Origin of the sequence: Hirschia maritima DSM 19733 (genome assembly GCF_000378345.1) — a bacterium.
In the GTDB taxonomy this organism is placed as follows: domain Bacteria; phylum Pseudomonadota; class Alphaproteobacteria; order Caulobacterales; family Hyphomonadaceae; genus Hirschia; species Hirschia maritima.
In genome coordinates, this window is record NZ_KB899548.1 from 144,007 (window position 1) to 166,065 (window position 22,059).

Here is a 22,059-nt window from a genome sequence, read left to right on the forward strand (position 1 = left end):
AGAGCATGATACAGGTGCAAAATAGATATTGGATCTGGGCAGGACCAATTGCTCTTTTCTCAATCGTTGTGGATCAAATCACTAAAGGATTGGTCCTTGCAAACGATGTTTTCAATGCGCGAGGGTGCCTCTTTCAACCTATTCCTCAGTGCGGAAAAATAGAGATTTCTCAAAGCTTTGATCTTTCCATGGTGTGGAATTATGGAATGAGCTTTGGATTGATGCAATCTGAAGGCATTGGCCGTTGGATACTGTTTGCTGTGACCTTTGCGATCGTCATTGCTTTTACCAATTGGTTGTTGAAAGCCGAACGTTGGTTGACTGCATTGTCTCTTGCTTTTGTAATCGGCGGGGCCGTTGGAAATATGATTGACCGCGCGCGTTTTGGAGCAGTGGTCGATTTTTTAGATTTCTCTGGTCCATGGTTTGGCATTCGTTTCGGAGCAGAATCTGGACCATTCGCTTGGCTAGATAAAACCCTCTACAATGGCGATGGATTGCTAGGGCTTGGGTTCCCGTATGTGTTCAATGTTGCTGATATGGCAATTTCATTAGGTGCAATTTTGTTGATTGCTGATCAATTGCTCACGAAAGAGGATTGATCGGGCTAGCATTAATGCTAACCTGCATATAAGTGTATTTGAGGCTTGAAACCAAAGCTATCAAGTTTAGGTTCGGTCTTAGAAAACGACGTGTATTAAAAGGCGTGACAGATGAAAAAATCAGTATTGGGTATGACTGCAGCTAGCTTGGCAGCGATGACAGCCGTAGGGTGTGCATCGGGCGGTTCGAATGCTCCAGATGAATTTCGCGTTGTTCGTAAAGCGCCTTTGAGTGTTCCTCCGGAATACAATCTACGTCCACCTGCTGTAGGTGAAGCGGTTCCAATTGAACTTCAGTCTGATGATCAAGCGCGCGCTATTTTGTTTGGTGAGCGCATTGGATCTGAGGCTTCAGAGGGTGAACGTCTATTAGTTCGCAAAGCTGGTGCTGAAGCGATTGACCCTCAAATCCGTGCTCAGGTTGATTTTGATGCAACTGGAACACTGCGGAAGAGCAAAAGTCTGACTGACAAAATCTTGTTTTTCAACGACGACAAAAAAGCAACAATTTTGAACCCAACAAATGAAGCAGAACGTCTTGAAAAAGAATTGATAGATAATGCTACAGGCGGTGGAGATGTTGTTATCGAACGCAAAACTGGTGAGAGCAAACTGCCAGGGCTGTAAAGAGTTCTGATGGATTTCTGTAATTGATCTTCAGTCATTTGATGGTTTGTTATTTAGAGTCTTATTTTCTGTCTCTAGTTAAAAGCATTCGCACTTTAAAAGGAATCAATCAGTGAAGCTTTATCGATTGATTACAGGTGGTGATGACAGCGCTTTTTGCCACCGTATTACAGCCGCATTGAATAAAGGCTGGGAGCTGAATGGAGCTCCTTCTGTTACCTGTAAACCTGATGGCACTGTTGTTTGTGCGCAGGCAATTACAAAAGAAGTCGCCGGCGTCGAATATGAGTCCGATATGAAATTGTCGGATTATTGAGAATTCAGCCGAGACTAAGAATTACTCTTATTGAATGAAGCTTATGGGCTAGGTGCGAATCATCTAGCGCGTTAAGCTCTAGCTATGTCTGAATTAATTAAAGATACTCCAATTTCCTGCATTCGTCGTTTGCCAGCTGATGCCGTGAATCGCATTGCGGCAGGTGAAGTAGTTGAGCGGCCCGCAGCTGCGGCCAAAGAGCTGATAGAAAATGCACTGGATGCAGGTGCCAAGCATGTTCGTATTTTAATTGAGGGCGGCGGGCTTTCCCGAATGGTCATTGAAGATGACGGGAAAGGAATGACAGTTGAAGAACTTCCAATCGCGATTGAGCGTCATGCAACTTCAAAGCTCCAACCTGATGATGAAGGGCATATCGACCTTTTAAACATTCACACTTTGGGTTTTCGTGGAGAGGCGCTGCCATCCATCGGATCCGTGTCGCGGATGACAATTACGTCCCGCGCAAAAGGTGCTGATGAAGCAAATGAATTGCGCATTGAAGGAGGGGTAGTTGAAGGGCCAATGCCCGCAGCGTGGACAGGACTTTCAGAAAGTGGGACCCGCATTGAAGTTCGGGACTTATTTTACGCTACTCCGGCGCGTCTCAAATTTATGAAATCCGAGCGTGCCGAAACAATGGCGCTAACCGACACTGTGAAGCGTCTGGCTATGGCGAATGCTGATATTGGTTTTGTGCTGGAATCTAATGGCAGGAAGGTCATAAATCTTGCGCCTGAGCAAGGTGCCTTTGAAGAAGCACGCTTGAAGCGCCTTGGCGCAATTATGGGGAAAGAATTTCGCGAAAATGCATGTGAGATTGATGCTGAGCGCGATGGTGTTTTCGTTACAGGTTTTGCTGGACTCCCAACGCTCAATCGAGGGAATGCTCAGCACCAATATTTGTTTGTAAATGGACGTCCGGTGAAGGATAGATTGCTGACAGGTGTGATCCGTGCAGCCTATCAAGATTTCCTCGCGCGAGATCGTCATCCAATGGCGGCCTTGTTTGTCGATTTGCATCCAGAGATGGTGGATGTGAACGTTCATCCAGCGAAAACGGAAGTACGTTTTCGAGATGCTGGTAATGTGCGCGGTCTATTGATTGGCTCATTACGTCACACTTTGGCGGCTGCTGGGCATAGGGCTTCCACTACTGTTGCAGGCGATGCTCTGGGCCGTGTCATAACTGAAACGCAAGCCCGACAGGCAGAATTGCATATGGAAGGCAGCGAGGGGGCGGGACCCTCTCAAGCTACAGCTTATCAAGCTGGAACAAGTGTTTTGCAATCTACCATGGGACGATCTTCTGGTTCTGAAACTTGGAGGCCGCCTATTAATGAAACTCAACGAGCTGGCTTTCAGGAAAGCGGAGTGCCGCATTATGAGGGGCAGTCAGGTGCCTTTGAAGCCACGGCAGATATGTCTGCTCGCATCGAACCCAATGAGATGGAAACGCCGCAAGCACGGGAGCTGAGCCGCTTTCCGTTGGGCGTCGCGCGGGCGCAATTGCATGAAACCTACATTGTATCCCAAACTGATGATGGCATCGTCATTGTTGATCAACATGCAGCGCATGAGCGTCTTGTTTATGAACGCATGAAGAAGCAAATGAAGTTTGATGGTGTAAAACGCCAAGCTTTGTTAATACCTGAAATTGTTGAACTTTCTGAAGATGAAGCAATGCGAGTTCTAGCGCGTGCAGAAGAATTGCAAGAGTTGGGATTGGAGATAGAACCTTTTGGTGTTGGTTGCATTGCAGTACGTGCAACACCTGCATTGTTTGGTGAAATGGATGCACAGGGATTGATCAAAGATTTGGCTGATGATTTAGTCGAATATGATGCGGGCCTTGCTTTGAAAGAGCATTTCGAAGAGGTCATGGGTAATATGGCGTGTCGCGGATCAGTGCGAGCAGGGCGCCGTTTAACTGGAGAAGAAATGAATTCTCTTCTTCGGCAAATGGAAGATACTCCCCATTCAGGACAGTGTAATCATGGGCGACCGACTTATGTGGAGCTTAAACTCGCCGACATTGAGCGCTTATTTGGAAGAAGATAATGACACCGAAGATCCGATTTGAACGCCGTGATGGTTTTAAGGTTGCTGGCCTTAGAAAACAGTTTGACGGGAATGAAAAAATAGAAGGTATTCCAGCACTTTGGCGAGCATTTGGTCCTCAGATATCCGAAGTTTCAAATGCTGTGACAGACGCTTGCTACGGTATGATAGGCGCAAGTAATCCGGACGGAGACGTCGATTATCTTGCTGGTATCGCTGTGACGAGTTTTGATGGTTTGGATAAAGATTTTGATCGCATGGTCGTGCCCGATCAGAATTATCTTGTTGTGACCCATGAAGGCGATGTCGCCAACATTGCAAATACGTGGAATTGGATTTTTGCTGAATATCCCAAAAGCTTGGGCCTGGAAATCGTAGAAGTTTTCGCAATGACTCCTGAGTTTGAAGTTTATGATCAGCGCTACAATGCACAGACAGCAGAAGGCGAGATTGATATTTGGGTGCCGGTTAAGCCTGAAATCATACCCAAAACAGAGTAATTTTAAGTCACGCAGGTCGATACCTACGTGACTTTTTAATATATTTTCAATTGGTTATTGAGCTGATCCAAGTGCTTTTTCTACTTCGCGCCAATCAACAAGTTTGAAGTTTTGATTTGCGCGTGGTTCTGTGTTGGCATCGTCCTGAACAACCAACAAGCCTGATGGAAGGTTGTCACCTAGATATGCTGATGAAACGGTGAGACCATCTGTGTGGGAAACACCATCAACTGTACCGTCTGCGTTGGGTTTGATGTTGATGATGCCGACTTTTTCATACGGTGCTGTGCGGCTGTATACAACATAGCGATCAGCAGCTTGAGCTGACACAATCACATAGCCTTCATCATTCGGCCCAACCCATATATCGACACCCTCAACATCCGCAACAAGACCCTGATTGTCTGCGATTGTGTCCATGATTTCTCGTTTGATTTCAACGCCGTTTTCATGAATGACACGCCATAGGCCGTGCTCTTCTTCACCTAAGAAAAGGATGTTGGTGTCATCATCATTGGCGCATCCTTCCATTTGGCTGCCAAATGACCAAATTGCGACTTCTTCCGCGCGGAAGGTGTCTAGATGAATGCGGTGGACGAAGACCTTTGCAGATTTTGTGTTTACAAAGGATAGAAGAGAGCCGTCCTGACCTAAACCTAGACAATAGCCATACACTTCCGGGTCGTTGACGGGGAACTCACCAATGGTTTTAACCTCGGTCGTTTCTGCATCAATTTCCATGACAGTAATTGTGTTAGCAGTCCGGTTTGAGGCAGCTGCAATGTGACGCTCGTCCCCATTTATATTGACGGAGCGCACATCAACATTATTGACACGCCCAACTGGCAAGAACTGTTTTTGTGCGCCTGATAAGTCGTAAACATAAATGCCTGATTGTTTGTTCGTGCCAAGAATGAGCGATTTAGAGGGATCATTTGGGTTCACCCATATGGCAGGATCATCGGCTGCATCTTCATTTGTTTCTACAGCTGGTGTCTCAGCAAATGCTGAAACGGACGCGACACCCAGTTCCTCATTAGATGCATATTGGGGAGCAGTGGCACAGCTCGCGATAGCCAGAAGAGCTGAACCTGCAAGAATTGAAGTTCTCATTTTCATTTGATTTTCCGATACGATTTTGACGAGATGGAAAAGTAAAATGACCCACCAGCCAATGTGACTAGTGGGCCAGATTTGGCAATACTTAGGTAAGACTAGTATGTGTAACGCACACCAAGCTTGGCTGTGTAACCATACTCATCATATTGAGAAAGAGCTGCACCATAAGGTGTTTTGAACACTGCGTGCTCTGGCTCATCTGTGATGTTGCTGACTTCACCAACAATTTTGAAGTTATCTGTCACGGCATATTTACCAGTCAGATCAAGTTGGTAGCGACCTTTGTAGTAGCGGTCAGCGCCATCGGAGAAAATCTCGTCTAAGTATTCACTGCGGTACGATACCGCAGCACGAAGATCTAAGCCGTATTTGTCATAACCAATGACTATGTTTCCGATGTTGTCGGAAGTTTTTGGAAGAGGAATTGAACGAGTTGTTCCATCTTCGTTGGTGTAAGTTGTTTGGCTGTCCAATAGTGTGTAGTTCGCACCAAGAATTAAACCACTAAGCGCACCTGGAAGAATGTCTTCAAATGATTGTTGGTAGTTAAACTCCAGACCAACAACAGAAGCATCATCTAGGTTTTCACGGCGTGTAGCTTCTTCAAAAGTCAAACCAAAAGCTGTGTAGTTTTCAGATACGATTTCAGCGATTGGCTTTTCAATGTCTTTCATGAAGAAACCAACAGAAAGTACACCAGTATTTGAAGGATAGAACTCAAGAGCGGCGTCGAAATTGTGAGCTTGTTGACGGTCTAAGTCTGGATTGCCGATAAAGTCAGCTTTTAGCTCGCCATCATCATTTTCAAACTCTGTTGCGGGTGTTGCTTGCTTTAAGCTTGGACGAGCAATCGAAGCATAATACGCTGCACGAGCAACGAGGTTTTTGTTGATGTCAAATTTGGCGTTCAAGCTTGGTAGGAAATCAACGTAAGTGTTGCGATCTGATAAGTAGTCGGCTTCAACACCGCCACCCAGATTAAACTCCCCATCGTGTCCAACACCAGTGAAGAAGCCTTTACCGTTAAAGTCGGTCGCTTCTACACGCGCACCATAAGTTACCAGCGCGCTACCGAAATCCATTTGAGCCATTAGGTAGCCAGCATAAATGTTCTCAAATGCTTTAAACCGACCAGCGAACGATCCGATAGCTGTGCCTTCAGCATCCTCTTCAAAGCTAGCGAAGTTTGCATCGAAGAAGTTTCTAAGAAGACCTGGCTGTCCAGATGGGCCAAAGTTTTCAAGTGTGTGAGCCGGAGCAGATTCAAATTGAGCAAGTGTTAGGTCTTCGTCGCTTCCATCGTCAAACCCATCAAATGCTTTGAAAGCAACATTTGTCTGTTTGTCGCGAATACGAACTTTAGCTCCACCTTTAACAAAGCCAGGTACGCCGAACACATTTCCATCACGACGAAGATCTAAACGTGCAGCAAACTCGCTCTCTTCAGACAAACCATCAGTTGTTTCTGCACCATCAAATTCGAAATTAGATGCATCATAGATTTCAGAGCTTGCGGAAGCGATAGTTGGAAGTGAAGTATCACTTAGGTCATAAGCAAGTGAGAAAGTTTCGTCGTCTCCACCTTTCAGCTTTTCGCGGAAGTCTATGTCCAAACGACCTGGCTCTTCTTCTTCAGCATGAGAGTAGGCGACTTGATAATCAAATGTGTATCTATCCCAAACTGTAGAACCACCAAGCTGAGTTGACCAAATTTGTTGAGTCTCTTGGCGGTTTTTGATGTCGCGGTCGATTTCGATTACCGCTTCTTCATCCTCTACTGCGTCGAAGTCTTCTGGACCAGCAGAGAAAGTTGCAATGCCGTTTGCGAATAATAATTGGGTGTCAACATCACCATCATTTGCTTTTAGTTCTGTACGGTGACGAATTTCTTGGTCGTCAAACGTGTTATACAAAGTACGAAGGTAAAGCTCAGTGTTGTTGCCTAAGCGGTAGTCAAAGTTTAGTGCACCCGAGATGCGCTCGCGTTCGATTTCGTAGAAACGAAGTTCTAATTCTTCTGGGTAAAGAACGCCATCGTCGAATACCCAACCATCACCTTCAACATTGTTTGTGATGAAGTCACGCTTGTTGTATGCGATAGAACCAGCCACACCCAATATGTCGTTTAGGAACGTTTGGGAAGCCGTAAGAGAGACTTTCGGTGTAAGTTCTTCTGAGCTTTCAGAGTAAATTCCGTCAACTTTGGCTTTAATGAATAGTCCATCTTTATCAAAAGCAGACATTGTCTTGATGTCGATAGTTCCACCAAGACCTTCACCATCCATGTCTGGCGTTTTAGACTTGGAGATTGTGATGCTTTCAAGGATGTCCGCGTCAATGACATCAAGTGCAACTGCGCGTGTTTCAGCTTCAGGAGCAGGGATGTTTACGCCATTAACGGATGTTAGGTTCAAACCTGAATCAAGTCCACGAATGTTGACAAAGCGACCTTCACCTTGGTCGTTTGCAACAGAGATACCAGCGATGCGGCGAGCGCTTTCAGCAACATTTTGGTCTGGAAATTGGCCAAGAGCGTCAGCTGAAAGAACTGAGATAAGATTGTCTGCAGCGCGTTGCTGGTTGATTCCTGCAAATAGAGAGCCGCGTTGACCTACAACAAGTGTTTTCTCCATCACACGTTCGTCGTCACCAAGTGTGAAGTTGAATGTCGTTGGAGTGGCGTCGAAAGTTGTGATTGTAGCTGATTTGCTCTCGGTACCAACATAAGTCACAGTTAGAGTGTGCTCACCTTCGGATAGGCGATCAAAGCGGTATGTGCCATCTGAATCAGTTGCAGTTGAAAAACCGTTTTGTGTTGTGATTATTGCGCCTTCAACAGGAGCTCCACCTGCTGTGACTTTTCCTTCGACCACTGCAGCAATGGCTGATGGTGTAGCTAAACCCAGTACAGCTGTAATCAAACTTGTACGCATTAAAGTGTTTTTCAAACGGTTCGACATGATCCCGTAATCTCCTTGGAGAGGTATTGGAGGGCTGATGATTCAGCTCCAGAATTTTACTCCCGCACGGCATGCCGATTTTTTGTGACGATGAGATAACGCTTTTGTGAACTGACAATGACACTTGCCGTTTGTGTTTGATGTACCCAAACGTAGTGTTTTTTGCGTCACAGTTTATAGGGGGGCTTTGTCTCGATGTTGGTGAACAGCTTTGGCAACTGGTTTAAAGCTCATACGATGTATCGAGCAGGGGCCTAATCTGTTGAGAGCTTCTGAATGGGCTTTGACGCCATATCCTTTGTGTTTGGCAAAACCATATTCTGGAAATGCCTCATCATACTCAATCATTTTAGCATCACGAGCTGTTTTAGCTAAAATTGAAGCAGCGGATATACAAGCCTCAATGCCATCTCCGCCTATGAGCGTTTCTACTTTGCAAGCTAGCGGAGGTGCATCATTTCCATCGACTAGCGCCAATGATGGGGCAATCGATAAGCCGTCAAAAGCGCGTTTCATCGCAAGATGATTTGCCTGACGAATATTCAATTCGTCAATTTCTTGAGGGCTTGCCCAACCAATAGACCAAGCGAGAGCTTTTTCCTTTATTAGCGGAAGTAGGGCGTTGCGTTTTTTTTCTGAGAGCTTCTTAGAATCATTCAATCCATCGATGGGATTGTTTAGATCAAGGATGACAGCACCTGCACATACCGGACCTGCCCAAGGGCCTCGTCCTGCTTCGTCTATGCCGCAAATGATCTGATGTTTTTCCATTTGGATTGCATGAAATGAGTCGCCTTGTGAGTGCAATAAGTTGTTTTGCTATATTCATATTCCCTATGGTAAATAGGAATGTGTATTATAGAATGAAGGGGCTTTTCTATGTTCGGAAGTATTGTAAAATTTGCTAAAGATGCTGGTGCGAAAATTGGCTTTGGTAAAGACAAAGACGAAGACGCTAAAAATCTGAAAAATGAGATGGAACAACATGGCTTCAAGACAGATGAAGTTGAAGTTGCGGTTGAAGGCGATAAAGTTGTTCTAACTGGTAAGGCATTGTCTCAAGAAGAAAAAGAAAAACTAATTCTTGTCGCTGGAAATGTTGAAGGTGTGGACGCCGTTGAAGATAAAATGGAAGTATCTTCGACCCGTACATATACCGTTGAAAGAGGCGATACGCTGAGCAAAATTGCCAAAGAAATGTATGGCGATGCCATGACGTACCCAATGATCTTTGAGGCGAATAAACCAATGCTTACACATCCTGACAAAATTTACCCAGGCCAGGTTTTGCGAATACCTGCTCTACCTACGAAAGCATAAACCTAGTCGAAAAAGACGCCAGTTTCACAAGTGAAACTGGCGTTTTAGTTGGGAATATTTGGCGTCATGAAAGAATGCCAAATTCTATAAAACTGAACTAGAAACGGTAAGACATAGCTACGTTACAACGTTCATATCGGGCTGCGTACTTATTCAAAATATATCTGTCGTGAATAAAGCCATTCTTTTCGTAAAGGTGGATTGCTGCTTCACATTTTTTATTTGTAAGCAAATACATACTGCGAATTTTCATTTCGCGTGCGCGTGCAATAGTTGCCTGAAGTAGTTTTTCACCGATTTTAAGCCCGCGTGCAGAATCCCTCACGCCCATTTTTGTGAGTTCGAAAACACCTTCTTCTATTTTGATAAGTGCACATGTACCAACAACACCAAGTTTTGGTGTCTTGGCAAACAGGATGATGCCACCTCGATCAATAATCAGTTTTTGAGGGTTTTCGATAATCTCTATGTCGTTCTTTTCAAGCTTGAACATATCCGACACCCATTCTTGAGTGATGTCGTAGAAGTCTTGAGCCAATTCGCCGGAGAAATCTAAAATCTCGACATTCTGACCGTTTAGTTTGTCAGTGACGCGTTGTTCAAGGGATGATTCTGAAAGGTTTTGTTCCAAGCGTGATAGCGCATCTAACAAACTGGCTGGCGAGGAACCAGTAGGGAATGAGCTTGCTTCTTTTGCCGCTTCTTGAACCATCGGCCATAAATCGTTTCTCATGCTTTCTAGAACTTCAGCACCTTTGGGAGTGAGTTCAATCCATTTTACGCGTTGATCCTGTTCATCGGGCCGCGTTTGCGCGATGCCTGATTGAACAAGTGAATTGAGTGTTCGTGTGACAGCTGGTTGGCTAACGCCCAATGCATCAACAGCTTGCGCGACTGTTAGCGAACCATAAGCATCAAGTGCTTTTACCATAGGAAATTGGCTTGGCTGAATATTGAAACCGTGCATTTCGTGGAGTTTGGCTGCGTCGGCTTGAAGACGTTCAGCTAAGCGTTTCAATCGGCTGCCCAAAGCCAGATATCCGGATTCTTCAAGAATGTCGTGTGCCATGATTCATCCCCTCAAAAATATGCTTACGCATATAAATATAACATGTTATATAAATGTGCAAGTTGAAGAATGAAAATAGCTTGTAAGGATTATTTGAGTTGTTGATCGACGCGGAGTAACTGATTGACGCGGTCATAGCCATTGGCACCAAATTTGGCGGCGTAGCGATCAATGCACTTAGGATGAAGGGAGGTGCGTCCCGGCCAAGTCCAACGTTTAAACTCAGTGTTTTGCGACACAAGAATTGTATCTATCTTCTCGGCCTGATCTATCCATTTCCCAGAGACTGCGAAATTGGTTCCCAGATCTATTTTTGCACCATCTTCAAAATGAATGGTGTAGTTCAAATGGCTCATGTCTTCATCGGTGTAATTGCACCCCAATTCCACATGAGATACGTTTGATAGACTGTGAGTTTGTGCAGGAAAAAACGGTAAGATGTTTTCTTCAATGATAGCTTTGGTGGATACAAATGTATGCGCTTGAAACTCTAGATAAACAAATCCAGCGGTCAGCAGGGACAGTAAAATTGCTTGCCATTCCATAAAGCTGGTGACCTTCGAGAAAAAGCTTTTGATGAAGCCTTCGGGAGAAAGTTGGCGTGAACCATCCTCGGTATTTACTTTCTTCAAGAAGTGCTTGGCTACGAACCCATTTGTTTTATCTGATACTAATCCTGTGAAGAGCGACTTTCTGAGCTCTGGTTTGGCCGCCAAAACCAATCCGGGAATGGAAAGACAGATAAATACCCATGCAACAGCTCCCAATAGGAGTGCAGGGCCAAAGCTATAATCAAATAAAATGGCGTCAGTTGTTTTTGCGGCGTTGTGAGCAGCGGTTTTAGAGAATTCAACCATTATTGGCCAAATAAATTGTACGCCGATAAAAATACCTGCAAACCAAAGCATAACCACAAGCCATGTCATAAACTCATAAGCTTGGGGAGCTTCAACTTCGTCTAGTGCATAATCAGCAACTTCCGCCGACACACCGCGATCCAGCAAAGCTTGCTTTATATCTGCTTGGGAGCGTTTCAGGCGGAAGGGCATCTATTTTTCCCACCCCTTAACAGTATTCGCCACTTCTTTTGTTATGTTCCGCCATTCAGCAAGCAAAGCATGTGGAAATCCCAAGCTAATAGCTATATTTTCATCAATACGAAACTTGGCGAAACAAGCCCCATTCCCAAATTCATAATCAACATAATTTTTCGAAACACCGCGACAATCAAAAAACAGCCATTCAAAATCGCTATCTGTGGCTATATAGAAAATTTTCTTGCTCGCATTTGCTTCATCTTGAGCTTCCACCAAGCCATATACTTCTTTTCCTGAGGGTCTTTTCTTGGCATCTGGATTATATAAATAGTCATAATCACTCTTCATATAATGGTCATATTTATCATGATTTGCATGAAGAGTGATTGATAATTGCGCCTCAATAATTTCATCAAATGCTTCTATTGGTTTGACTATCTTTTTGTCCAACAAAATGCCTCGAAGGTAGATAGTAGATGAAGCATCTAATGTATTTGATTTGACCATCTCAACTGTTTCCAGAGTTACAGGTCGTATAAATTGACTCGAGATAGAAAAGCGCGTTAATTCCCTGTCTGTTTGAGGGTATGTAAGAATAAAATCAACCGGCACATCTAGTTGCGTGTTGTATTCCTTAAGAAGCTCTTCTTTGCTCTGTTTAGGTTCGGAATTGGACTGTTGAGAGCATGCTAATTGAGTGAAACACGTCAACATATATATGATCGCAAAAATACTATTTCTCAACATTTCTAACGATCCTATTGTTCTATGCGTGCCATGTATACACGGGCGGCTCCATAGCTTTTTTCATGCAGGATTTCACATCCTGTAAATTTTGGTTCTGGATCATCTTTGGAGACTTCGGCCACGATAATCGCATCATCAGTGAGCCAATCTCCTTTTATAAGTTCAGATATGGCCGGATCAACAAGATCATAGCCATATGGCGGGTCCATAAACGCAATGTCATATTTTTCACCCGCGCCGGCAGGGCGTTTACCAAGATCAACGGCTGAGCGACGGTGAATGCGTGTGGTGCCAAATTGCGAAAATTTGTCGATATTTTCACGTATGACGCCGCGTGCTTTCACATGGGTTTCGACAAATAGGCAATAGCTAGCCCCGCGCGAAAGGGCTTCAAACCCCAGCGCGCCAGAGCCGGCATAAAGATCTATCACGCGTCGACCTTCAATTGGGGGGGCCCATTCCGCATGTGCTAATATGTTGAAAATAGCCTCACGTGCTCTATCAGACGTGGGACGAGTGTCGCGACCTTCCGGTGTGATGATGGCGCGACCTTTAAGTTTTCCGCTAACAATTCTCATAAGACTTGCGTTAGCATTGTCAGATGTGATTTGGAAATGGGCAATTTATGAAAGAGGCTAAACAAATGTCATTTATGGCCCGTGCAATGGAATTGGCAAAGCAAGCAGCAGACGCAGGTGAAGTGCCTGTGGGCGCTGTGGTGGTTGATCCATCATCTGGGCAGATAGTTGGTGAGGGGTGCAATGGCCCGATAGAGGGACATGATCCAACTGCGCATGCTGAGATTGTTGCTATTCGTGCGGCTTGCGCGTCTGTCGAGAATTATCGTCTTCCTGAGTTTGAGCTTTATGTAACCTTGGAGCCATGTGTGATGTGCTCGGGTGCCATTAGTTTTGCGCGATTGGGTAAAGTGGTGTTTGCGGCAGAAGATATAAAAGGCGGGGCCATTAAGAACGGACCTAAATTCTTTGAACAGCCCACATGTCACTGGCGGCCCGAATGGGAGCAGGATTTAGATTGCGCTGAAGAGGCTGGCCAATTGCTCAAGGATTTTTTTAAGTCGCGCCGCAAGAAATAATTACATAACGCCCAATGCACGAAGAATGAAAACGACACCAATTGTGGTGACGATCCATTTCATCCAGCGTTTGAAATTTACGTCACTCATGCGGTGAAGTACAAGGCCACCTAGCCATGTGCCCATCATGGAACATGGAATGGCAACGATTAAGACCCACAGTGTCGGAGTGAATGACTGATTGTTCAAGGCCATGAGGGCAGGACCAGTCCAGAAGAAGACTTTCACAGTATGAGCAATCATCTGCGTGGCTGATTTTGTCGCTACCATTTCCTGCCTGGATAGTTTTGTTTGTACGAGGAAAAGCTCAAAAAGAGGCCCGACCACACCAACAATCGTGTTTAGACCACAAACGATGAAACCAGCTACATAGCATTCCTTTGGTCGCGTGATATCAAGATGGAACCAATGTTTAGGTATCCAGACCAAAAAGCAAAGGCATCCCAAAATGAAATATATGGTGCGTTTATCAGGGGTGAGAGCAATCAGGCTTAGCGCGCCGACCGCAGCTATTGCACCAATACTGTATCGCTTGATAACAGGCCAATGCACATGTGACCGTAATAGGTAAGCACGCCATCCATTTGAGACCATTTGGATGACGCCATGAATGATCATGGCTTGAGCAATGCTTGTAACACTCAATAAGACGGCCATTAAAATCATACCACCAGCCATTCCGAATATACCAGAAATGAAGGCGGTGATCAGCGTTGCTGCAAGAATTATCAGTGATACAGATAGCGCCATCGAGAATCCTTCCGCTGAATGTTGGGATATGAGTTAAAGACTAGATAGATTTTTGTCGATCTAACCTATGGTAAGCTTGCGTAAAAGATATATCATTTGAGTGGGCGGTTAGTGCGCTCTCAATGGTAGAATGTAAAATTGGAAGATGGAATGAACGTAATCAAAGGGTCAATAGTCGGGGCTGTATTGCTCGGTTTAGCGGAACCCACGGCTTTTGCTCAATCTGTTGGAGGCGTTTTTGGTCCTGTCGTAAATGCTGGACATAAATCTGCTCAAATACGGTTAGGTATTGATCCCGATAGTGAACAGATGGCGACGCGTGTTCATTATCAACAGTCTCTAAATGATGATATTTTGGTAAGGGCCTCAGTTCAAACCAGAAAAACCAATGACAGCGATTTAGATTTGAATTTTGTTGATGCAATTGTTTTTTGGCAATTGCCCAACATTGCCGCGCATTGGCAAACGGGAGTTCGCTTTGATGCAAGAGCGCGTTCAGATAGTCGGCCAAATGCCTTTAATGCACACTGGATGAATCAGTTTGCTCTTTCTGATGATTTAAGTCTGCGAGCAATAGTTATGACTTCCAAAGATGTTGGAGCAGGTGCGCGTGATGGCATATTTGTACAAACGCGAACCAGCTTGACATATAAACTACCTAATTCAATTGGTATTGGTGCCGAGTTTCATAACGGTTATGGATCGAGTGAAAATTTTGGTAGTTTCAACGATCAAAACCATCAATTCGGCATTTTCGCGAATATTCCATTCGAAGAAAAGTGGAGTGTCTATACAGGAATACTGACGGGTGTTTCGGATGCTGCGCCGGATACGAACTTAAAGCTCTGGTTCTCACGAAAATTTTAGTTTTGATCTGTTGTCAGATAAACATCGTACAAGGTAAATACTTGATTCATCAAGTTGGTTTTGTGGGAGAGAGAATATGAAAAACATATTATTTGTATCGGTATTAGCTGCTGGTTTGGCTGCTGGTTGTCAAAATGATAACCAGGCCACAGACAATGATCAGACAAAAGACGTTGTTAAGTCCGAAGCAGAAGCCGTGGAAGAAGTGGCAGCTTCTGAAGAGCTTTGTGTTGGGGCAGGACCTCAGACACCGCGCGATATTTCTTCTCTTACTGGTTTGAACACGGTTACTTTTTCGAAGGCTCCATCTGCGTCTGAAATGAACTTGTGTAATATTCACACTCACACAAATGCCGAACACAAAGGTCCGGGCTTTAGTGTTTTTGTCGACGCGTCCGATCACGGTGGTTACGCATGTAATGGCACAGCAGATTTAACGGAAGCAGAACTATCTCCATCTGAAGGCGCGTTTAAAGGCGTTAAATCTGGTCAGACAATTGAAGTGCATTGGGTTCACACTAGTTGTGATGCAACGCCTGGTGAGGGCCTAGGTGCATGTGTTCCAGAAGGTTGTACTGATCCAGTATTACGTGTGGAAGCTCAAACATTCCTCGTGGTAAATGATGAGAACGCACTAAATTTCATGGACATGACCTATAGTGGAAATGTTGTAGATGGATTGCACCAAGCCAAGTCTATCCCATCTGACACTGGTACTCCTGTGAATTTCTTGGGGTCAACAACTGGCCCAAGCTATACACAAGCTAAGTGTTCTCCAGCACAAGTAACCTGGAATGTTCGCCCTGAGTGTGCGAAATTGGACATCAATTCACTGCATGCATGGGCAGAGAGTGGAAATGTCTTCAATGAGACAAAGTCACACGGTGTTCGTCAATTGGTGACTGCACCAGAGCTTCTTTCTCAAATCGAGTAATGTCATAGAACTGATTGATGCGGGGCGCAGATTGAGCTCCGCATTTCTTTATCAGTTGCACTGTATGATCCTTTGCTTGAGCAAATGCATGTTATTTGCTATGGGCATTCCTCTTGAAAATTCAGTTACTATTGGAGTTGCTCATGTCGGAGCGTCGCGAGACGGGCCGCAAGCCCAAAAAAGATAAAACGTCCCCAAAAGCGTCACAGACCCAGGATTGGTCTAAAGGGGAGCGCATTGCCAAATGGCTTGCGTCGGCAGGTGTTTGCTCTCGTCGCGAAGCAGAACGAATGATTGAAGACGGTCTTGTCTCGGTCAATGGTGAAGTGCTAAAGAGCGCTGCGTTTAAGGTGACAGGCGGCGAAAAGATTACTGTTGAAGGGCGTCGTGTCGGCGGACCAGAAAAAACTAGGCTCTGGAAATTTCACAAGCCAAAAGGTTTGGTGACGACGAATTCGGACCCTGAAGGCCGTCCGACAGTATTTGAGCATCTACCTAAAAAACTTCCGCGTGTTATGACAATAGGGCGTTTGGACCTTAATACAGAAGGTCTATTGCTTCTAACAAATGATGGTGAATTAGCGCGTACACTCGAGCTGCCAACAACAGGCTTAAAGCGTTGCTATCGTGCACGTGCGTTTGGAAAAATTACACAAGCTGAATTGGACCGTCTGCAAGAAGGTGTAATGTTTGAAGGAATTGTCTATCGTTCAATCATTGCAACACTGGATAAGACGACGGGCGATAATAACTGGATCGATATGATCCTGACTGAAGGCAAGAAACGGGAAGCGCGTCGCGCTCTTGAAAGTGTCGGCCTGATCGTAAACCGATTAATTCGTGTTTCTTACGGACCGTTTGAATTGGGTGAGTTACCTGAAGGCGGCGTAGCTGAAATTCCTGCAGGCGAATTGTTGGCTGAGTTTGGCGATAGTATTTCAAGGAAGCGCCGTCCAGACCCATCCAGTTTACCGCAATCCTATGAGTTTGTTGACAATCGTCGCAAACCCAAAGGTCGTAATGACAGCGATGAAGACAAGTCTGCTGCCAAGAAAGCGACTGGTAAGTTGAAACCATTGCGTGGTGAAAAAAATTCAAACAAACGCGTTACTAAAGAACCTGAAAATCGGAACTTTAAACGAAATTCACCCCATAGATATGCTGCATTGAGAGAGGGGGCAGAGGAGCGCGATTTCAGTAAACCAGCATCCCCAGGTGAAGCTAAAGTACCTAGCAGCATGGCAAAGAAGGGGCGAAAACCTTCAGCTAATGAGATGGATTCAATTTGGGTTCGAAATGCGGATGGAACCAAAAAGGAATTGCCTCAGCGCGCTAAAACCGCTGGGTCTAGGCGTGATCGAGCGCGTGCCAAAGGGAATAAAGTTCATCCAACTAAGGAGCAGGTTGAAGCACCGGTAATCAAGACCGAACGAACGGAACGGGATGATGGCGGTCTGCCGTGGAGAGAAAGATCTGCATCCAAACGTAAATCATCTAAACCTCAAGGGGTGAAGCCAGCACGACGGGGTGGATCGAGCTCCAAAACGGATAGAGCAAACAAACCGCGTGGTCGACGTTAAATAAAAAAGGCTCTGGAGATCCAGAGCCTTACATTTGTACGGGATGTCAGAGAAATTATTCTGTTACATTTACGATCGTTGCAGTACCTTTTGCACCGTCATTGCGAGTGTAACCTGTAGAGCTTCCTGCGGTTTTGACGATTTCATCAAATGTTACGCAAGCATTGTCTACTAGCTCGTCGCCACACAATGTCTTAGATGCTTCATCCCAAGTGTAAGAACCTGTTTTGTCTCCAGCTGTGACAGAACCATCTTCTTTGTTCAATGTTAGAGTAACTTTGTCTTCGCCTTCAGTGGCAAATTCGATTGTCATGCTTGCTGCAAAAGCTGGTGCTGACATAAAAGTTGCTACTGCCGTCGCCATAATGAATTTTTTCATGATTTCCTCCCAATAGTTCCATCTTTTATAGATGGTAAATGAATAGAGACAGTCATATGACTGCCTCTATAGGAAGGTTAACGACATTACCTTAGCGTTAACTCAATATGTCTTTTTGTTAACTTTTGTTAACCTCGGCCTTTTGCTCGCCAACCAATATCTGTTCGGTTGAAGCCCTCAGGCCAATCGATTTCATTTACAGCTTTATAAGCATTATCGATTGCATGAGTAACAGTATCTGCAAGAGCTGTAACACCCAAAACTCGTCCGCCGCTGGCGATTATTTCGCCATTTTTCTCGCTGGTTCCAGCGTGGAAAACCACAACACCATCACTGGATGCTTCAGCTTCTTTGAAGCCTTTAATGACTGATCCTTTTTCATAAGACCCAGGATAGCCTTCAGTCGCCATCACAACACAAACTGCAGCATCCTCAAAGCGTTCTGGGCGCTTGCAGTCAGCGAGGTCAAAACCAGTGGCACACGCTAGCATAAGGGGCAAAATTTCACCTTTCATGCGGGCCATAATGACTTGGCATTCAGGGTCACCAAAGCGACAATTGTATTCAACAACTCGCGGATTACCTTCGGGACCAATCATCAAACCTACGTAGAGGACGCCTGTATATGGCATTCCCATATCCCGCATTCCCTTGATCGTGGGATTAACGATCTCATCCATGACGCGTTCTTGCATCGCTTCGTCAAGGATTGGAGCGGGTGAGTAGGCTCCCATGCCTCCAGTGTTTGGACCTGTATCTCCGTCACCGACGCGTTTATGATCCTGTGCACCGGCTAATGGTACAGCAGTGTTTCCGTCTGTCATAACGAAGAAAGATGCTTCTTCGCCTTGCATGAATTCTTCGATGACGAGTTCTGCAGATGCATCGCCAAATTGTCCACCGAGCATTTCATCGACGGAGGTTTCAGCTTCCTCGCGGGTTTCAGCGATGACAACACCTTTACCTGCAGCAAGGCCATCCGCCTTGAGGACGTATGGGGCAGAGAACTTGTCCAAGAATGCTTTTGCTTCGTCGGCGTTCGTGAAACGACCGTATTCAGCAGTCGGTACATTGCAGGCTTTCATCAGGTCTTTAGAAAAACCTTTAGAGCTTTCTAATTGCGCCGCAGCTTGAGAGGGGCCAAACACAGGGATATCGGCCAATCTCAATTTGTCTGCCAATCCCATCGCGAGAGGTGCTTCAGGGCCAACGATTACAAGGTGGGGGCGTTCATCCTTTGCGAGACGAAGTTGTCCTTCAATGTCTTCCGCTTTTATAGGAATGCATCGAGCAACATTGGCCATTCCAGGGTTTCCTGGGGCACAAACGATTGATGTGACTTTGGGACTTTGAGAAAGTCTCCAAGCTAGCGCATGTTCGCGGCCGCCGCCGCCGACGATAAGTATTTTCATGGGAAAAATTCATTGGCGCTTGGCCGCCCAACCGTCAAGAGAAGATTTACCAAAAATTCGAAGACAAGCTGGATATGTTCGAAAATACTTTGAGTTTTGAACAAGTGTCTAACTTTGTTGGAGATGTCGATTTCCAGCCCACGCAATATGTGGTTTAATACCAAAATCAAAAAGATAATGAAAATCGGCTTGATGGGGGAAATTGTGGCGGAAAATAATTCAGATAATCATGTATCAGGAAAAGGTGTGTCTGGCCTTTGGTCGGGGAAATACTGGTACAGTAAATCTTGTATGCAAATCCCTTCGACTGTTGCGTTTTCTGCTCATTTCTTGGAAGAGCAGGAAGTGGTCTCAGGGATAACCCTTGAACCAAATACTTTTGTTCTGTCTGAATTTGCAGAATTAGCTGGCGACATTGATGGGAAACGAAAGGGCGATCAAATCGCCTTTGATAAGCATTTCAATGAAATTCCTGGGTTATCAGATTATGAAGTTTGTTACTCAGGCGTTATTGAAGAGAACGACACGAGAATTACTGGAACATGGAATGTAACAACCGAATCCATATTGTTGGATGGTGGTTTTGAATTGGCTCGTGTGTCTACCGCATTAAAATTACAAAAAAATACGTCTATTGAGCTGTGAATTGAACAATTCAAGGTTTGACCCCTAGGCAGGCTTTCTTTATCTAGTTCTGTATGGCTGACCTATTCGATCCGCAAAGAAATTCTGCAAACCCGACATCAGAAAATTCTGATAACAATGCGGGAGGTTCAAACTCTCCTGAATTATCAGTATCTGAACTATCCAACCGTTTGAAACGCACTGTTGAAGATGCATATTCTTTCGTGCGCGTCAGAGGTGAAATGGGGCGTGTCACTCTAGCAAAATCAGGTCATCTTTATGTTGATCTGAAGGATGACAAAGCAGTTCTAAACACAATCATGTGGAAAGGGCAGGTTTCAAAACTTCCTTTCAAACCTGAAGAAGGTTTAGAAGTCATCGCGGAAGGGCGTTTGTCTACATACCCCGGCCGGTCAAACTATCAGATGATTGCTGAATCTATGCGTCCCGCCGGAGTTGGTGCGCTGATGCAATTGTTAGAAGAGCGCAAGAAAAAGCTGGCGGCAGAAGGTTTGTTCAATCCTGAACACAAAAAAGATCTTCCCTTTATCCCAGAGACTATCGGGGTTGTTACCAGTCCAACTGGTGCTGTGATACGCGATATTTTACATCGGGTTAAAGAGCGGTTTCCAACTCATGTGGTGATTTGGCCGGCGCTAGTGCAAGGAGAGTATGCTGCAGAACAAGTGGCCGGTGGAGTTCGTGGTTTCAATGCAATTAGCCCGAACTCAAGAAAATATAAGCGTCCAGATTTGATTATTGTTGCGCGTGGAGGTGGATCTGTTGAAGACCTTTGGCCTTTCAACGACGAAGCTATCGTGCGGGCTGTATTTGAAAGTGAGATTCCTGTTATCTCAGCGGTGGGACATGAAACTGATACGACGCTAATAGACTTTGTTTCTGATAGGCGTGCACCAACACCCACAGGTGCAGCAGAAATTGCTCTTCCTGTACGCGCAGAACTCATAGCGACAAATGATGCTTTGGGCGCGCGAAATCTACGCGCCTTACAAAGAGGTTTGGAAGGTAATCGGGTTGAATTAAAGGCTGTTGCTGCGCGTCTGCCGCGTGCGGATAGTTTGGTTCAAAACGCGAGGCAACGTCTGGATTTTGCAGGTGAGAAACTTGGATTTGCTTTGAAAGATGTAGCAGCGCGATTGCGTAGCCGTTTTCAAAAAGCCGCTGGTGGATTGCAACCCATAGCACTGCAACGCGAACTATTGAGAAGACAAACAGCAGTCGAGACGCTTGGCTCTCGTGCTAAGTTTGCGCTTCGTCGAGATGTTAGTGATCGATCACAGAGACTTCACGGCGTATATGGACGTTTTCTAGCGCGTGACCCCAGAAATACTCTGGGGCGACGTCAGATACTTATTGAAAATGCATTCAACAGGGCCACTGTTGCGGTTGAACGTGTTATTCGCAAAAAGCATGACAATCTTGAATCAATAAATCGTCTTCTGTCGTCCGTTTCCCATGAAAATGTATTGGCGCGTGGATTTGTTTTGGTTCAGCGCATGAATGGAGAATTGGTGCGGCATGCATCAGATGTGACATCCGCTGAAAGATTGAGGCTCCAATTTATCGATGATGAAGTGAGGGTCACTAGTGATACTAAAGCACCAGCTGAAGTGCCTCGTATTGTAGGCCGCGACGCAGAACCACAACAACCAGTAAAATTGGGAGGAATTACGAGCGCCCCTCCCAAAAAGGTAATTAAGCCGCCGCCTTCAGATGGTGGGCAGGGTGATTTGTTCTAATAAGCTATTGTGTCTTGGCATTGCCTTGTTTTACACAATAAAAAATGAATGCCTCGCGATGAAAGAGGTTTGTAAGGAAGTATTATGTTGTCTTCAGGATTGCCGGGCGAAGCGAAAATCAAATATCTCGATGCTGATTTTGAAATAATCAAAATGGGTCAGTTTGTTATTTGTGCGGTAACGAATGAAAAAATTGAGATTGAAGACCTGAAATACTGGAGTGTGGACTTGCAAGAGCCATATGTGGACGCTGAAGCGGCAGTGAAGCGTTGGAAAGAAAAACACCCAACCTCTTAGCG

23 protein-coding genes are annotated in these 22,059 nt (G+C 45.2%); 13 read left to right on the plus strand and 10 right to left on the minus strand.

Features of this window, described 5'->3' with window-relative positions:
• Positions 1 to 5: 5 nt before the first annotated feature.
• The 5 genes from F551_RS0113905 (at position 6) to F551_RS0113925 (ending at position 4,106) form a co-directional block, all read left to right on the plus strand.
• A complete protein-coding gene (locus tag F551_RS0113905) occupies positions 6 to 602 on the plus strand; it encodes a signal peptidase II (protein ID WP_018998129.1) in 597 nt (198 codons plus the stop codon).
• 111 nt (positions 603 to 713) lie between these two features.
• A complete protein-coding gene (locus F551_RS0113910) occupies positions 714 to 1,229 on the plus strand; it encodes a DUF3035 domain-containing protein (protein WP_018998130.1) in 516 nt (171 codons plus the stop codon).
• A 112-nt stretch (positions 1,230 to 1,341) separates the two neighbouring features.
• The gene (locus F551_RS0113915; protein WP_018998131.1) at positions 1,342 to 1,545 is read left to right on the plus strand and encodes a DUF1737 domain-containing protein; all 204 of its coding nucleotides are present in this window, start codon (positions 1,342 to 1,344) and stop codon (positions 1,543 to 1,545) included.
• Positions 1,546 to 1,629: 84 nt separating this feature from the next.
• Positions 1,630 to 3,606 (plus strand): DNA mismatch repair endonuclease MutL, encoded by a 1,977-nt coding sequence (mutL, locus tag F551_RS0113920; protein ID WP_018998132.1) that lies wholly within the window; start codon positions 1,630 to 1,632, stop codon positions 3,604 to 3,606.
• Positions 3,606 to 4,106 carry a GyrI-like domain-containing protein gene (locus tag F551_RS0113925; RefSeq protein WP_018998133.1) on the plus strand — a complete coding sequence of 167 codons (501 nt, stop codon included), beginning with the start codon at positions 3,606 to 3,608 and terminating at the stop codon, positions 4,104 to 4,106. The genes mutL and F551_RS0113925 overlap by 1 nt, the downstream gene beginning before the upstream one ends.
• A 54-nt stretch (positions 4,107 to 4,160) precedes the next feature.
• Here F551_RS0113925 and F551_RS0113930 read toward each other — a convergent pair whose 3' ends face one another.
• The 3 genes from F551_RS0113930 to rnhB all read right to left on the minus strand — a co-directional run bounded on the left by F551_RS0113930 (position 4,161) and on the right by rnhB (position 8,956).
• Entirely contained in the window at positions 4,161 to 5,225 is a 1,065-nt protein-coding gene (locus tag F551_RS0113930) for a phytase (protein ID WP_018998134.1), read from the minus strand.
• Between the two features lie 95 nt (positions 5,226 to 5,320).
• Positions 5,321 to 8,185, minus strand: coding sequence for a TonB-dependent receptor (locus tag F551_RS0113935; RefSeq protein WP_081621194.1), 2,865 nt, complete (start codon positions 8,183 to 8,185; stop codon positions 5,321 to 5,323).
• A 174-nt stretch (positions 8,186 to 8,359) separates the two neighbouring features.
• Positions 8,360 to 8,956, minus strand: coding sequence for a ribonuclease HII (gene rnhB / locus F551_RS0113940; RefSeq protein ID WP_018998136.1), 597 nt, complete (start codon positions 8,954 to 8,956; stop codon positions 8,360 to 8,362).
• A 108-nt stretch (positions 8,957 to 9,064) separates the two neighbouring features.
• Between rnhB and lysM the strand changes: the two genes are divergently transcribed.
• The gene (gene lysM, locus F551_RS0113945) at positions 9,065 to 9,505 is read left to right on the plus strand and encodes a peptidoglycan-binding protein LysM (protein WP_018998137.1); all 441 of its coding nucleotides are present in this window, start codon (positions 9,065 to 9,067) and stop codon (positions 9,503 to 9,505) included.
• A 97-nt stretch (positions 9,506 to 9,602) separates the two neighbouring features.
• Here the strand turns inward: lysM and F551_RS0113950 are convergent, their stop codons facing one another.
• From F551_RS0113950 to rsmD, 4 genes are all read right to left on the minus strand, one after another.
• Complete coding sequence (locus tag F551_RS0113950) at positions 9,603 to 10,574, minus strand: bifunctional helix-turn-helix transcriptional regulator/GNAT family N-acetyltransferase (protein WP_018998138.1); 972 nt, start codon at positions 10,572 to 10,574, stop codon at positions 9,603 to 9,605.
• Between the two features lie 89 nt (positions 10,575 to 10,663).
• The gene (locus tag F551_RS0113955) at positions 10,664 to 11,623 is read right to left on the minus strand and encodes a hypothetical protein (protein ID WP_018998139.1); all 960 of its coding nucleotides are present in this window, start codon (positions 11,621 to 11,623) and stop codon (positions 10,664 to 10,666) included.
• The gene (locus F551_RS0113960) at positions 11,624 to 12,118 is read right to left on the minus strand and encodes a hypothetical protein (RefSeq protein WP_155826054.1); all 495 of its coding nucleotides are present in this window, start codon (positions 12,116 to 12,118) and stop codon (positions 11,624 to 11,626) included.
• A 251-nt stretch (positions 12,119 to 12,369) separates the two neighbouring features.
• Positions 12,370 to 12,936, minus strand: a complete 567-nt coding sequence (gene rsmD / locus F551_RS0113965) for a 16S rRNA (guanine(966)-N(2))-methyltransferase RsmD (protein WP_018998141.1) — start codon at positions 12,934 to 12,936, stop codon at positions 12,370 to 12,372.
• Between the two features lie 74 nt (positions 12,937 to 13,010).
• Between rsmD and F551_RS0113970 the strand changes: the two genes are divergently transcribed.
• Positions 13,011 to 13,454 carry a nucleoside deaminase gene (locus tag F551_RS0113970; RefSeq protein ID WP_169334144.1) on the plus strand — a complete coding sequence of 148 codons (444 nt, stop codon included), beginning with the start codon at positions 13,011 to 13,013 and terminating at the stop codon, positions 13,452 to 13,454.
• On the opposite strand, the gene F551_RS0113975 is transcribed toward F551_RS0113970, so the two are convergent.
• A complete protein-coding gene (locus tag F551_RS0113975) occupies positions 13,455 to 14,204 on the minus strand; it encodes a sulfite exporter TauE/SafE family protein (RefSeq protein WP_018998143.1) in 750 nt (249 codons plus the stop codon). It lies immediately after the preceding gene.
• A gap of 150 nt (positions 14,205 to 14,354) precedes the next feature.
• On the opposite strand from F551_RS0113975, the gene F551_RS0113980 reads away from it, so the two are divergent.
• The 3 genes from F551_RS0113980 (at position 14,355) to F551_RS0113990 (ending at position 17,585) form a co-directional block, all read left to right on the plus strand.
• Positions 14,355 to 15,071, plus strand: a complete 717-nt coding sequence (locus tag F551_RS0113980) for a hypothetical protein (RefSeq protein ID WP_018998144.1) — start codon at positions 14,355 to 14,357, stop codon at positions 15,069 to 15,071.
• A gap of 76 nt (positions 15,072 to 15,147) precedes the next feature.
• Complete coding sequence (locus F551_RS0113985) at positions 15,148 to 16,005, plus strand: delta-class carbonic anhydrase (RefSeq protein WP_018998145.1); 858 nt, start codon at positions 15,148 to 15,150, stop codon at positions 16,003 to 16,005.
• A 143-nt stretch (positions 16,006 to 16,148) separates the two neighbouring features.
• On the plus strand, positions 16,149 to 17,585 hold the full coding sequence (locus tag F551_RS0113990) for a pseudouridine synthase (RefSeq protein ID WP_018998146.1): 1,437 nt from the start codon (positions 16,149 to 16,151) through the stop codon (positions 17,583 to 17,585).
• A gap of 55 nt (positions 17,586 to 17,640) precedes the next feature.
• Here the strand turns inward: F551_RS0113990 and F551_RS0113995 are convergent, their stop codons facing one another.
• Positions 17,641 to 17,964 carry a hypothetical protein gene (locus F551_RS0113995; RefSeq protein WP_018998147.1) on the minus strand — a complete coding sequence of 108 codons (324 nt, stop codon included), beginning with the start codon at positions 17,962 to 17,964 and terminating at the stop codon, positions 17,641 to 17,643.
• Between the two features lie 128 nt (positions 17,965 to 18,092).
• Positions 18,093 to 19,376, minus strand: a complete 1,284-nt coding sequence (purD, locus tag F551_RS0114000; protein ID WP_018998148.1) for a phosphoribosylamine--glycine ligase — start codon at positions 19,374 to 19,376, stop codon at positions 18,093 to 18,095.
• 204 nt (positions 19,377 to 19,580) lie between these two features.
• Here purD and F551_RS0114005 point away from each other — a divergent pair, with 204 nt between their 5' ends.
• From F551_RS0114005 to F551_RS0114015, 3 genes are all read left to right on the plus strand, one after another.
• Positions 19,581 to 20,021, plus strand: a complete 441-nt coding sequence (locus F551_RS0114005; protein ID WP_155826056.1) for a hypothetical protein — start codon at positions 19,581 to 19,583, stop codon at positions 20,019 to 20,021.
• A gap of 53 nt (positions 20,022 to 20,074) precedes the next feature.
• Positions 20,075 to 21,760: an exodeoxyribonuclease VII large subunit gene (gene xseA, locus F551_RS0114010; protein ID WP_018998150.1), complete on the plus strand. Its 1,686-nt coding sequence runs from the start codon at positions 20,075 to 20,077 to the stop codon at positions 21,758 to 21,760.
• An 84-nt stretch (positions 21,761 to 21,844) separates the two neighbouring features.
• Complete coding sequence (locus F551_RS0114015) at positions 21,845 to 22,057, plus strand: DUF2093 domain-containing protein (protein WP_018998151.1); 213 nt, start codon at positions 21,845 to 21,847, stop codon at positions 22,055 to 22,057.
• Positions 22,058 to 22,059 lie beyond the last annotated feature (2 nt).